We start from the raw sequence: 12,984 nt of genomic DNA on the forward strand, positions 1-12,984 counted from the left end.
GGCGGACCGCCCGTGACAGGTGCGGCTCAGGAGGTGGCGAAGAACAGCGTCTTGCTCGACCAGTCCACGCCGCCGCCGGCCGGTGCGATCTCCACCGAGGCGGCACCGTCGACGGCGGTCTCGTCGAACGGCACGGCCCGCAGGGAGCCGTTGGTGTTGCCGTAGACGATCTTACCGTCGACCCAGGCCATCCCCCGCACGTTGCCCCAGTTCAGGCCCACGCTGGGCAGGGTGAACTCGGTGCAGCCGACGACGTAGCCGTCGGGCTCCAGGTACCGGTAGAACAGCTTGTTGGTACCGGCCTTGGTGTAGTACATCCGACCGTCGAGGTAGAACGCGCCGGCCATCGTGGCGGGGTTGAACCAGTCGTTGTAGCCACTGCTCACCCACGGTGCGCCCACCGTGCCGCCGGTGAACATCGACACACCCAGGTAGCTGCCGCCGGCGGCGGTCGGGTCGGTCTTCGACCAGTAGAGCTTGTTGCCGACCGAGAAGGACGCGCCGGACGCGGTGAGGTTCGCCTGCGCGCTGGCCACCGGCGTGCCCACGGTGCTGCCGTTGAACGACACCTTGGCGGTCTGCCCGTTGCCGGTCCCGACGTACAGGTAGCCCGAGGACGCCGTCGGCGCGTTGGTCGCCGCGACGGTACGGCCACCGGCGAGCGGGAACAGGCCCAGCCGCCCGTGGTACTCGTTGCCGAGGCCGTCGGAGTCGAAGCCGGCGTAGAGGCCGGTGCTGCCCCGCCACAGCTCCCACATGATCGGGCCCCAGGTGGTGGTGCCCGCCGGGGCGCCCGAGCGGGTCGGGTTCCAGACCAGCGGCAGGCCGTTGATCGGGTCCAGCGCGCCGAGCCCGAACCGGTTGATCGCGCCGCTGCCGGCCGAGTCGTTGCCGTTGGCGTTGCTCAGCCAGCGGAAGTGACCGCCGACGTAGACCACGTTGTCGGCCACCTCGACGGAGGTCACCGAGTCGGTGCCGGTGTAGTTGACCCAGGTGGCGTCCATGGCCGTACCCCGGTCGGCGGTCTCGAACCGGGCGATGGCGTCGCAGTACGCCCCGTCGCCCCGGCCGCCGTCAGCGATGATCACGAAATACGTGCCGTCGTCGGAGAAGTCGACGTCGCGGGCGTAGAACGGGAACGAGCCGCTGTAGCAGGGCGCCACGTAGCGCTGGGTGCTCCAGTTGGCGACCGTCGGGGTGCCGTCCAGGTCGACGACCACCACCTGGTTGCGGGGCTGGCCGTTGACCTCGGTGAAGTTGCCCACCGCGACCAGGGTCTTGCCGTCGGGGGCGACGGCCAGGCCCCAGACCAGCTCGCTGCTGGCGCGGGCGACGCTGGCGTCGATCTGGAAGCTCGGGTCGATCGCGCCGGTGGTCGCGTCGAGCCGGGCCAGCAGCGAGTGCTCGGTGCCGTTGACCCAGTGGAACGCGCCGGCGATGTAGAGCTTGTTGCCGACCACGACGGTACGGCGGACCAGGCCGCCGTCGCTGCGGCCGACCCAGCTGGCGACCGTCGCGCCGGTCACCGGGTCGAGCTGGACGAGGTTCTTACGGCTGACCCCGTTGACGTTCTTGAACGCGCCACCGACGATCAGCTTGCCGTCGGGGCTGGCGGCGAGGGCGTGCACCGCGCCGTCGAGCGTCGGGCTGAAGTCGGCCTTGAGCGCGCCGCTGGTCCGGTCGTAGGCGAACAGGTAGTTGCGCGAGGTCCAGCTGGTGGCGCCGGCGGCCTTGACCGAGGTGAAGGAGCCGCCCACGTAGACCGTGTTGCCGATCTCGGCGAACGCCTTGGTGTCGCCGTCCTGCGCGTGCGGAATGTTGTCCGCCGGGTTGGCCGAGGTGAGTGTGCTGGTTACCGGGGTGAGATCCGCCGCGTGGGCGGGCGCGGCCAGGAGGCCGACCGCGAGCACCGGTGCGGCGAGCACGGCGAACCACCGCCGCCACACCGGTCGAGACGTTCTGTGAAGCACTGGCGCCCCCAAAAATGAAGTGAGATCGTGCGTAGCTTGCTCTGCCCGGACATTTCCCACCATCAACCGACCGGTCCGGTCGGCCACCGGCTCGGCCCTGTCCTGTCGTACGGGTCGCGTCCGGACGACCCACGCAGGACGAGAATCGCGCATCGACCGGCGGAGCCCACCACCGGGCCGCCCCACCCCGCTCGGCCTCATGCCGCCTCCGCCCACCGGAACGCCGGGACGACACCCGTGGCGGTCACCGTCCAGGCGGCTGCCCGGGTCAGGTCGTCGGTGGTGACCGCGTCGGCCTCCCGGGCCAGCACCAGTCCGCGTCGGTCGAGTTCCCGGGCCATCTCCACCTGGTGGTCGTCGACGTGTTCACCGTGACGGGCCCGGCGCGGCACGTAGACGGCGCGGTGGCCGGCGCGCATCGCGGCCAGCGCCGACCCCACCCCGGCGTGGGTGATGATCACGTCGGCCTCCCGCATGGCCTGCTGCATCTCGGCGTACGGCACCTGCCGGCGGGCACCGGCCGGCATCCGGGGGATCCGGGTCGAGCCGACCTGCCAGAGCACCTCCGCCTCGGCGGGCACCACGTCGACCAGGCGTTGCAGCAGCCGCGGGAAGCCGAAGCGGTCCTGGGTGCCGAGGGTCACCACGATCTTGGACAGCGGGCGCGGGGCGGCGGGCGCGGGGGCGTACCCGTCGAAGATGGAACCGCCGTAGCGCCACCGGCCGTTCGCCCAGCCCGGGTACTGCGTGTAGAGCCGGGTCCGGGGCACCCGGGCGACCAGTCGGCCGGTCAGCGACGGGCCGACGGTGCGGGTGGCGCTCTCGATGTAGTGGCAGTCCAGGCCGTGCCGGGCGGCGGGCAGGAAGAACGACATGGCGACGCTGGCACCGGTGCTGATCACCCGGCGGAACCGCCCGTCGCAGAGCACCCGGCGGGCGGCCAGCAGGTCGCGCAGCGCACCCACCGGGTCGCGGGTGCTCGCCGGGGGCACGTGGATGACCTCGTGCCCGTCGAGCAGCGACCGGCTCTGCGGGGAGTCGAACGTCGCCCAGACGCAGTCGTGCTGCACCCCGAGCCGGGGCAGCAGGTCGTGCAGCTCGGCGAGGTGCCCACCGGTGGAGGCGACGAGGAGGGTGGTCACGTCGGTGGCCCAACTTCTGTGCGAGGAGGGGTGGGGGCCGGGTCCGGACGGCGCGGGAACGGGTCGCGCCCACCGGACGGGTACGGGTCAGGTGCCGGTCAACATCCGGTCGTCGTCGGTGGTGGTGGTCGGTGCCGGGGCGGCGGGTCGGCGGACCCGACCGTCGGCGACCAGCACGGCGAGCACCATCACACCGGTCAGCAGGGTGCCGAAGAACCACCCGCCGAACACGTCGGTGAGCCAGTGCTTCTCGGCGTAGATGCGGGTGTAGCCCTCCACCGAAGCCAGCACGGCCAGGGCGGTGACCAGGCCGATCAGCACCCGGCGCGGCAGCCGCCAGGTCAGCGCGGCCAGCACCAGGATGGTGCCGAAGGTCATCAGCACCCGGCCGCAGCCGCCGGAGGGGTAGGTGCCCAGGTCGGTCGGCGGGTGGCCCCGGTCGACGACCTTCGCGAGGATCGTCTGGGTGTACTGCTCGACGACGAACTGCAGCGGCATCGCCACCAACGGGATCCACCAGCGGCGACGACGCCAGGCGATGGCGAAGCCGATCGCGGCCACCACGGTCACCCACTTGAGCGGGTAGCGGTCGCCGATGGGGGAGATGAACAGGTTGACGTCCTCCCAGAAGCCGACCCGGTGGGCGTGCACGTAGTCGAAGACCCGGTGGTCGACGTGGGGTTCGAGCCGGGAGATCGCCTCACCGACCGGCCAGCACACGGCGACGACCGCCGCGCACCCGGCCAGCAGCACCACCACGGCCGCGCCCACCCGGCCGAACGCGGCGGTCAGCCCGGCCAGGGCGATCCGGAACCGTTCGGCCGTCCGGCCGGTGGCGACGGCCGACATCCAGCGCGACGCCAGCACCGGAACGACCAGCAGCGGCACCAGCACCGCCAGCACGGCCAGCAGGTAGACGATGGTCACCGGGGGTCACCACCGCTCGCACGGCCGGTGGCCGGGGCGTGGTCCACCCCGGGCTGAATGACACGTGACGATCCCATCGTGCTCCCTGATTGTGCCGGCCGTCGGCCGGGCCTCCCCCACACCTGTGCCCCGGACGAGGTCCCCACGTCGTCCCGGGCCGGACCGACCACGCCGTCACCGGCCGGTAGTCGTCGAGTGGGGCCACCCTAGTGGAACGTGAGGCGGCTTCGGTAGCGGCGGTGACGGCAGTGTGGGCTTTTCGCCGTTTTTCCGGTCGGGACCCCGACACTTGTCCCAGCCCACGGGAAACCGCCGGTCAGGGGCGGGGCGTGCCCAGCCGGTCGGCGAGCGTGTGCAGCAGCGCGGGGTGCAACTTCGCACTCCAGCCACCACCGCCGGCGGCCAGTTCCGCCGTCCGCAACCACAGCTCGACGAGATATGCGTCGGCGACGAACTGACACCCCGCCGGGTCCAGGCCGAACGCCGCACCGTGCCGGCCCAACAGCTCGACCATCTCCCCGGTCGCCCCCGCCACGTCCCGGCCACCCAGCGACAGGGCGCTCTGGAACCCGTGGTGGGCGAGATCGAACCCGAGCGGCCGGTCGGCGCCGCTGTTCTCCCAGTCCCAGACGACCAACCGGCCCCGGTGCCGGCCGAGGTTCCACGGCACCCAGTCGCCGTGCCAGTGGCCGAACTCCACCGGCCGGTCGCCGTCGCGGGCGGCCAGGGCCGCCAGCGCCCCGACCACCGGACCACCGGCGGTCGCGGCCCGCGCGGTCAGGTCGGCCAGGAACGCCGAACCGCGCAGCGGCCGGGGTGTCGACGGCGGGCCACCGCGCCGGGCCACCGCCAGCATCGCGGTCACCTCCGGGCGCAGCGGATGGCGGGGGCGGCGCACCCGGGCCGGCATCGGCTCGACCAGGGTCACCGCCAGGTCACCCCAACCCACCTCGTCCAGCAGCCGGGGCACGTCCGGGAAGTCACCGCCGTCGCGGGGCAGATCCCGCAGCGCGGCGGCCTCCGCGCGCACCATCGCCCGGGTCGCGTCGTTCCACCCGATCTTCGCGTACGCCCGGGCGACGCCCCGGTCGTCGAAGAGCTGCAACGTCGGCTTGTGGTGCGGGTCCGGCGGCCGGATGCCGATCGCGGCGTGCAGCGGTCGGCCCGCCAGCCGACCCAGGTGCTCGGCGAGCAGCAGCTCGGCCGGGTCGGCGTCGGTGGGCACCGCCACGGTCAGCACCGGCATCCGGGCCAGCCCGGTCGCCCCGAGCCCGGCCAGCATCCCGACGGCCAGCCGGTTGGCCCGCACCCGGGGCGGACGCAGCGCGTTGTACGCCAGCGTCGACGCCGCGCCGACCCGACGGGAGACGAGCGGGAGCAGGAACCTGGCCCGCTCCACCGAGGGCACCACGGCGTACCGGACGACCGGGCGGTGGGTGGCGGGCACCGGGTCGGGCGGCATGCCGAGCCAGAGCCGGGGGTCACCGAAGATGGCCCGGGTCACCCAGCCCATGCCGTCCTGCCGGGTCCGTGGATCCGTCGCCACCGTCATGCCCTCCACCCGTCCCGCCCGACCGCCGCGCGCTCGCGGCCACGATAGGACCAGCGGACAAGCCGCCGCCCGGCGGGCCGTGACCCACCGGGCGGCGTATCCCGTGCCGGGCGGCTCAGCGCTGCCAGACGCGGACGTAGTCGACCCGGAAGTCGGCCGGGAAGCGGGTGGCCGCGTCGGGGTCACCCAGCCAGCCACCGACCTGGAAGTTCAGCCGCAGGTTGAACGGCTTGTTGAACGCCTCGTCGAACCACGGGGTGGTGCTGCGGTCCCGCTGCCAGACCTGACGGCCGTCGATGTACCAGCGGATCACCCCCGGCTCCCACTCCGTGGTGTACGTGTGGAAGCCGTCACCCGGGTAGCCGGTCGGGAAGTCCCACCGTTGGTCCTGCTTGACCGGCGTGTAGTCGTAGAAGATCGCCTGGGTGGCGGCCCCGTGCAGGGACGACCCGCCGGGCAGCTCCACCACGTCGATCTCGCCCTTGCCGCCGTCGTCGGGACGCAACCAGAACGCCGGCCAGAGCCCCTTGGAGTCGGTCGGCCCGTTGGGCGACTTCGCCCGCATCTCGAACCGGCCGTAGGTGAACGACGCCTTGCCGATGGTGTCCAGGTAACTCTGGGTGTACTGCCGGGTCTGCGAGCTGCACACCGCGGTCTCCCGCTGGGCGCGCAGGGTCAGCACCCCGTCGGCGACGAAGGTGTTGTCCGGGTCGTCGACGTTGCAGCCCTTGTCGATGTCGCGGCCCTCGTTGTCGCGCAGGTTCCACCGCTTGAGGTCGACCGTGGGCCCGGTGAACTCGTCGGACCAGACCAGCCGCCAGCCGGGCACGTCGGTGCCGGGGCGCACGGTCGGCGTCGGGCGCGGAGGGGCCGTGGTCGGCGCGGGCGGGCTGACCGTCCGCGTCGGCTTCGGCGACGGCGACGGTGACGTCCGCGTCGGTGACGGGGCGGCGGTGGTCGGTGCCGCCGTGGTGGCCGGCGGCCGGGTCGGCGTCCGGTCGCTGCGCTGGTAGGTCAGCACCAGGCTCGGTCGGATGGCGGCCTTGGCGTTCTCCCGCGAGGCCCAGTAGATCCGGGTGTTCCAGTTCTCCTGGGTCAACGCGAAGGTGACCGGGCCGTTGCCCTTGACGGCGGCGGAGACGTCCCACTCGTTGTAGCCCTGGGCGACCCGGTCGACGGCCGAGAGCACCGGGCCGAGGGCGGGTCGGTAGGCCCATTGGCCGGCGCCGACGGCGGTGCCCTGGGCGGCGTGGGCCCGCACCCGGGACGAGAACTGCTGCCACGCGTACACCCGCAGCGACGCCTTGACGTCGACCGCGTCGGCGGGCAGGCCCCGCACCTGGAACTCCAGCACCGCGTCGCGCTGGCCGTTGCGGTTGCCGTCGCACAGCTGCGGGCAGCTCGCCAGGGTGGTCTTGACCCCGTTGTCGCCGTCCTGCGGCACCTGGGTGACAGTGGTGTCCGCGACGGCGGAGAGCGTGATCGGTGGCACCTCGGCGGCGATCAACGGCATCATCGTGGCCGTGATGCCGCCGACTGCGGTGACGCTCAGGACACTGAGGACGACCGCCTTGCGTCGACCGCTGATGGCCGGAAGTGCGCGGTGGATTCCGTGCCGGCTCAAGGAACACTCCCCGGGTGGGCGACGATTACCGGCAGCAGCGTATCCACCACGGCTGGATATGGCAGGTCGGAAATCAGAGTGGCGACACGACTTAACCAAAGAATAAGAGAACAGGGGTTGCTTTTCGGCAGGCCAGCAAACGAATGCCGCTTCGGCGAGGTTACGCCTGATTGACCGGAAAGTCGGCGATGCGGTGACGACCGGCTGCCGGTGGGTCAGCCGCGGGCCGCCGCCAACGCCGCCCGCATCGCGTCGACCGGCGCCGGCACCCCGGTGAACTGGGAGAACTGGCCGACGGCCTGGGCCAGCAGCAGATCCAGCCCGGAGACCACCCGCCGGCCGGCGGCCTGCGCCGAGGCCGCCAGCGGGGTCGGCCACGGGTCGTACAGGGCGTCGAAGAGCACCGTGGACGGTCCCCAGTCGACCCCGGCCGCGAGCGGGTCGGCCACCCCCTTGGGCACGGTGGAGACGACCAGGTCGGCCCCGGTGTGCGCGGCGGCGTCGGACCAGGCGGCCGGCACCAGCTCCACCCCGACCGCCGACGCCACCGGCCGCAACTGCGCCACCGCCTCCGCGCGCCGGGCCACCACGGTCACCGTGGTCGCGCCGAGCCGGGCGGCGGCGGCCAGGGCGGCACGGGCGGTGCCGCCGGCGCCGAGCACCGTCACCGTGGCACCGGGGCGCACCCCGGCCTCGGTCAGCACGTCCACCATGCCGGTGACGTCGGTGTTGTCGGCGTACCACGAGCCGTCGGGACGACGGACCAGCGTGTTGGCCGCGCCGACGGCGGCGGCGACCGGCGACGCGGTGGCGGCCACCGCGAGCGCCGCCTCCTTGCCCGGCATGGTCACCGACAGCCCGGCCCACTCCGGGCCCAGGCCGGTGACCAGCGCCGGCAGCTCCTGCGCCCCGCACTCGATCCGGGTGTACGACCAGCCGTCGAGCCCGGCGGCGGCGTAACCCGCGTTGTGGATCACCGGGGAGAGGGAGTGCGCGATCGGCTGGCCGAGCACCGCCGCCCTCACCGGCAGTTCTCGCCGCTCAGCACGCCGTTGGTGCACATCTTGCGCTGCAGCTCGCGGAAGTCGGCATCGGTGGTGCCGTAGCCCATGGTGCCCTTCTTGTCGATGGTCATGAAGTAGACCCAGGTGCCGTTGGGCGGGCTCATCGCGCCCTTGAGCGCGTCCTCGCCGGGGTTGCTGATCGGGGTGATGGTCAGGCCGTCCGCGCCGTGCGTCCGGTACGGGTTCCTCGGGTCGTTCAGCTCGGACTGCTTGAGGATGTCGGAATCCTTAGGGTTCTTGCCCTGCAACCGCAGCCAGTAGTTGATCGCGCTGTCGATCTCCAGGCACTTGCAGTGGTAGCGGTCGGTGTAGACCCGGTTGTAGATCACCCGGGCCACCTTCGGCATGTCCTCGTGGTTGACCGACTCGGCCTGCGCGATCGACGCGGTGATCAACGCCTCGTACGGCGAGATGCCCCGGTCGGCCTCGACCGTCTCGACGAACTTCATCCCCCCGGTCACGTCGAGGAACTTGTCCACCATCAGCGACAGGATCTGCGGGGCGGTCGCCTTCGGCGGCAGCTCGTAGGTGGCCGGGAAGAGGAAGCCCTCCAGGCTGCGCGGCCCCTTCTTGCCGTCCTTGCGGTTGAACCAGAACTCCGGCACGCCCAACTTGACCGGGTCCTTCGCGGCGGCCTTGAACTCGGCGACCGGAATCTTGGTCTCCTTGGCCAGCAGGTCGTAGATGGCCAGCGTGATCATGCCCTCGGGAATGGTGACCCCGTTGACCACCCGGCTCTTCGGGTCCAGCAGCAGGGCGAGCGCGTCGGTGGCGCGCATCTCCTTCTTGACCTTGTACCGGCCGACCTGGATGTTCTTGCTGAGCGCGTTGTCGTCGGCCGCCTCGACGAAGGCCTTGGTGCTCTTGACCACACCGGCGTCGTACAGGGAGTTGCCGATGTCGGTGGCGGTGTCGCCCTGCTTGACGTCGACCAGCGCCTCACCGCTGCCCGGCCCGTCGAAGTCCGGGGTGATGAAGTGGTTACGGATCCGGTCGAAGCCGTAGAAGGCCCCACCGCCGATGCCACCCAGCAGCACCAGGGCCATGAACAGGGCGAAGATGGTCTTTCCGAGCCCGCCGCCCGACTTGCGGCCACCCGACGTGCCGTTGCGCCGGTTGACGAAGCCGCGCCGGTGCCGGCCCTTCTCCCCCCTCTCCTGCTCGTCGAACCCGAGGTCCAGATCGTCGATCATTCCGTCCGCCTCCGCTGCGCTTCCAGCCAGCTCTGCAGGATCTCGACCGCGGCGGCCTGATCCACCACCGCACGTTGGCGCTTTCCCCGGACGCCACGCTCGGCAAGCCTACGAGACGCGACGACAGTTGACATCCTCTCGTCGGTGAGGGTCACCGGAACCGGGGCGATCACCCCGGTCAACCGGCCCGCGTACGCCAACACGTGCTGGGCGGCCGGGCCGTGCCGACCGGCCAGGTTGACCGGCAGGCCGACGACGACCTCGACGGCCTCGTGCTCGACGACAAGCTGCGCGAGCTGGGCGAGGTCGCTGGGCACCGCGTCCGGTCCGGTGGTCAGGTCCCGGGCCAGCGTGACCAGCGGAGTGGCCAGGATGCCGTGCGGATCGGACCGGGCCACCCCCACCCGGACCTGCCCGACGTCGACGCCCAACCGGACCCCACGGGACGACTCACTCACAGATGGTCACCCTCCCCGGTGACGAGCCAGGGCGGACCAGCTCGGGTCCGCCCTGGCTCGGGTGCTGTTCCGTCACGCGTCGGCGATCGTCTTCTCGACCGTGAGCAGCAGGTTCGGTGCCTCGGCGGCGGGCAGGCCACCGCCCTGCGCCACGTCCGGGCTGCCTCCGCCACGCCCGGAGAAGGCCGCCTTGACCAGGTCGTTCGCCGCCAGGCCACGCCCACGGGCCGCCGCGTTCACGGCCACCACCAGGGAGGCCTTGCCGTTCGATCGGGCCGCCACCGCCACCACGGCCGGCCGCGCCGGATCGATCTTGCCGCGGATCTCCTGGGCCAGGGTCCGCACGTCGTTGCCGGCCGCGCCCTCCGGCGCCTCGGTGCCGACGTACGCCACCCCCCGGACGTCCTTCGCCTGCCCGGCCAACGCCGCCGCCCCGCCCAGCACCAGCTGGGCGCGGAGCTTCTCCAGCTCCTTCTCGGCGTCACGCAGCTGGGTGACGGTCTGCTCCACCCGGTCGGCGACCTGCTCACCGGGCACCCGGAACAGCTCCGCCAGCCGGGACACCAGCAGGTGCTCACGGGCCAGGAAGCCGAACGCGTCCATCCCGACCAGCGCCTCGATCCGGCGCACCCCGGAACCCACCGACGCCTCGGAGAGGATCTTCACCAGGCCGAGCTGGGCCGACCGGGCCACGTGGGTGCCGCCGCACAGCTCCCGGGCGTAGTCACCGACCTCGACGACCCGGACCCGCTCGCCGTACTTCTCGCCGAACAGCGCCATCGCGCCGATCCGCCGCGCCTCCTGCTGGGTGGTGATGAAGGCGTTGACCTCCAGATCCGCCAACAGCACCTCGTTGACCTGCTGCTCCACGTCGTGCAGCACGCTCGGCGACACCCCCGTCGGGGTGTTGAAGTCGAACCGCAGCCGGCCCGGCGCGTTCAACGAACCCGCCTGGGTCGCCGACTCGCCGAGGAAGTTGCGCATCGTCTGGTGCACCAGGTGGGTCGCCGTGTGCGACCGGGAGATCGCCCGGCGGCGGGTCACGTCGATCTCGGCGTAACCGGTCTCGCCGGCCCGCACCTCGCCCCGGACCACCTTCGCCCGGTGCACGATCAGCCCCGGCACCGGCTGCTGCACGTCGAAGACCTCGACCTGGCCGGCGCCGACCGTGATCAGCCCCTGGTCGGGCTGCTGACCGCCGCCCTCGGCATAGAACGGGGTGGTGTCGAGCACCAGCTCGACCGTCTCCCCCTCGACCGCCGCGCCCACCGTCGCGCCACCGCGCAGCAGCGCCCGCACCCGGGACTCCCGCTGCAACTCGGTGTAGCCGGTGAACTCCACCTCACCGCCGTCGTCGCGCACCGACCGGTACGCCGACACGTCGGTGTGCCCGGTCTTGCGGGCCTGCGCGTCGGCCTTCGCCCGGCTGCGCTGGTCGGCCATCAGCCGACGGAAGCCCTCCGCGTCGACCTGCAGGCCCTGCTCGGCCGCGATCTCCAGGGTCAGGTCGATCGGGAAGCCGTACGTGTCGTGCAGCTGGAACGCCTTCTCCCCGGACAGGGCCGGCTTCCCCGCCGACCGGGTCTCCGCGATCGCCGTGTCCAGGATCGTCGTGCCCGCCCGCAGCGTGGACAGGAACGCGTCCTCCTCGGCGTAGGCGTACTGGGAGATCCGGTCGAACTCCTCCGAAAGCTCCGGGTACGACGGGGACATGCAGTCCCGGGCCACCGGCAGCAGCTCCGGCAACGCCCGCTCCTGCCAGCCCAGCAACCGCACCGCCCGGATCGCCCGCCGCATGATCCGGCGCAGCACGTAGCCGCGCCCCTCGTTGCTCGGGGTCACCCCGTCGCCGATCAGCATCAGCGCGGTCCGCACGTGGTCGGCGACCACCCGCAGCCGTACGTCGTCCGGGTGCGACTCGCTCGCCACGTGCCCGGAGTGCGCGCCGTACCGCTTGCCGGTCAGCTCCGCCGCCCGGTCCAGGATCGGCCGCACCTCGTCGATCTCGTAGAGGTTGTCCACGCCCTGCAGGATCGAGGCCATCCGCTCCAGGCCCATGCCGGTGTCGATGTTCTGCGCCGGCAGGTCGCCCAGGATCGGGAAGTCCTCCTTCCCGCTGCCCGGACCCCGCTCGTACTGCATGAAGACCAGGTTCCAGAACTCCATGTAGCGGTCCTCGTCGACCGCCGGGCCACCCTCGCGGCCGTACTCCGGGCCCCGGTCGTAGAACAGCTCCGAGCACGGGCCGCACGGGCCGGGAATGCCCATCGACCAGAAGTTGTCCGCCTTGCCCCGGCGCACGATCCGCTCGGCCGGCACCCCCACCGACCGCCAGATCTCGAACGCCTCGTCGTCGTCGAGGTAGACCGTCGGCCAGACCCGCTCGCCGTCCAGCCCGTAGCCGCCCTCGGCGACCGACTTGGTGACCAGGTCCCAGGCCAGCGGGATCGCCCCGGCCTTGAAGTAGTCACCGAAGGAGAAGTTGCCGTTCATCTGGAAGAACGTGCCGTGCCGGCTGGTCTTGCCGACCTCGTCGATGTCCGGCGTGCGCAGGCACTTCTGCACGCTCACCGCCCGCCGGTACGCCGGGGTCTGCTGCCCCAGGAAGTACGGGACGAACTGCACCATGCCGGCGTTGACGAACAGCAGGTTCGGATCGCTGATGGCGGGCAGCGGAGCGGACGGCACCACGGTGTGCCCGTTCGCCTCGAAGTGGGCGAGGTACCGCCGCTTGATCTCCGCCGTCTTCATCGCTGGGGTTCCTCCGGAAAGATCTCTCGGTCACCGATACGCGGGTCCTCCCGCAGCTCGGCGAACTGGTCGTCGAACGCCTCACCCCGGGCGAACGCCTCGTGGATCTCCTGCTCGCGCTCGGCCATCCCGATCCGTACGTCCTCCACGAAGTTACGCAGCGACTCGACCAGACCGCCAGCGGATTCGGACAGCCCACTGGCGATGCCCGCCGGGGTGTACGCCTGGGCCGTCCGGGTGGCCTTGCGGACCACCACCACGCCCACGGCCAGCCCGATACCGAGCCAGAAAAGTCGCCTCATG

Annotated in this window: 10 protein-coding genes; all 10 read right to left on the reverse strand. The window is 71.9% G+C overall.

The genetic code is table 11. From position 1 onward, the window contains the following. Positions 1 to 26 precede the first annotated feature (26 nt). Complete coding sequence (locus ACN265_RS20420) at positions 27 to 1,925, reverse strand: delta-60 repeat domain-containing protein (protein WP_420116457.1); 1,899 nt, start codon at positions 1,923 to 1,925, stop codon at positions 27 to 29. Positions 1,926 to 2,167: 242 nt separating this feature from the next. Then, positions 2,168 to 3,112, reverse strand: a complete 945-nt coding sequence (locus tag ACN265_RS20425) for a glycosyltransferase (protein ID WP_204927600.1) — start codon at positions 3,110 to 3,112, stop codon at positions 2,168 to 2,170. An 87-nt stretch (positions 3,113 to 3,199) separates the two neighbouring features. Continuing rightward, entirely contained in the window at positions 3,200 to 4,039 is an 840-nt protein-coding gene (locus ACN265_RS20430; protein WP_204927601.1) for a phosphatase PAP2 family protein, read from the reverse strand. A gap of 316 nt (positions 4,040 to 4,355) precedes the next feature. Further along, positions 4,356 to 5,591: a hypothetical protein gene (locus ACN265_RS20435; RefSeq protein WP_421408977.1), complete on the reverse strand. Its 1,236-nt coding sequence runs from the start codon at positions 5,589 to 5,591 to the stop codon at positions 4,356 to 4,358. A 115-nt stretch (positions 5,592 to 5,706) separates the two neighbouring features. Beyond that, positions 5,707 to 7,215 (reverse strand): family 16 glycosylhydrolase, encoded by a 1,509-nt coding sequence (locus ACN265_RS20440; RefSeq protein WP_420116453.1) that lies wholly within the window; start codon positions 7,213 to 7,215, stop codon positions 5,707 to 5,709. 215 nt (positions 7,216 to 7,430) lie between these two features. Continuing rightward, positions 7,431 to 8,240 (reverse strand): shikimate dehydrogenase, encoded by an 810-nt coding sequence (locus ACN265_RS20445; protein ID WP_363655012.1) that lies wholly within the window; start codon positions 8,238 to 8,240, stop codon positions 7,431 to 7,433. Further along, on the reverse strand, positions 8,237 to 9,472 hold the full coding sequence (gene mltG, locus ACN265_RS20450; protein ID WP_204927605.1) for an endolytic transglycosylase MltG: 1,236 nt from the start codon (positions 9,470 to 9,472) through the stop codon (positions 8,237 to 8,239). Before mltG ends, ACN265_RS20445 begins: the two co-directional genes overlap by 4 nt. Continuing rightward, positions 9,469 to 9,930, reverse strand: a complete 462-nt coding sequence (ruvX, locus tag ACN265_RS20455) for a Holliday junction resolvase RuvX (protein WP_204927606.1) — start codon at positions 9,928 to 9,930, stop codon at positions 9,469 to 9,471. The genes mltG and ruvX overlap by 4 nt, the downstream gene beginning before the upstream one ends. A gap of 72 nt (positions 9,931 to 10,002) precedes the next feature. Beyond that, positions 10,003 to 12,681 (reverse strand): alanine--tRNA ligase, encoded by a 2,679-nt coding sequence (alaS, locus tag ACN265_RS20460; protein ID WP_421408978.1) that lies wholly within the window; start codon positions 12,679 to 12,681, stop codon positions 10,003 to 10,005. Next, positions 12,678 to 12,983 carry a hypothetical protein gene (locus ACN265_RS20465; protein ID WP_204927608.1) on the reverse strand — a complete coding sequence of 102 codons (306 nt, stop codon included), beginning with the start codon at positions 12,981 to 12,983 and terminating at the stop codon, positions 12,678 to 12,680. The genes alaS and ACN265_RS20465 overlap by 4 nt, the downstream gene beginning before the upstream one ends. Position 12,984 lies beyond the last annotated feature (1 nt).

Source organism: Micromonospora sp. WMMD730 (assembly GCF_049178955.1).
GTDB classification, from domain to species: Bacteria; Actinomycetota; Actinomycetes; order Mycobacteriales; family Micromonosporaceae; genus Micromonospora; species Micromonospora wenchangensis.

Excerpts from the sequence above, each read along its gene's own strand:
- alaS (WP_421408978.1), bottom strand. The coding sequence starts at position 12,681 with ATGAAGACGGCGGAGATCAAGCGGCGGTACCTCGCCCACTTCGAGGCG.
- ACN265_RS20435 (WP_421408977.1), bottom strand. The coding sequence starts at position 5,591 with ATGACGGTGGCGACGGATCCACGGACCCGGCAGGACGGCATGGGCTGG.
- ACN265_RS20465 (WP_204927608.1), bottom strand. The coding sequence starts at position 12,983 with ATGAGGCGACTTTTCTGGCTCGGTATCGGGCTGGCCGTGGGCGTGGTG.
- mltG (WP_204927605.1), bottom strand. The coding sequence starts at position 9,472 with ATGATCGACGATCTGGACCTCGGGTTCGACGAGCAGGAGAGGGGGGAG.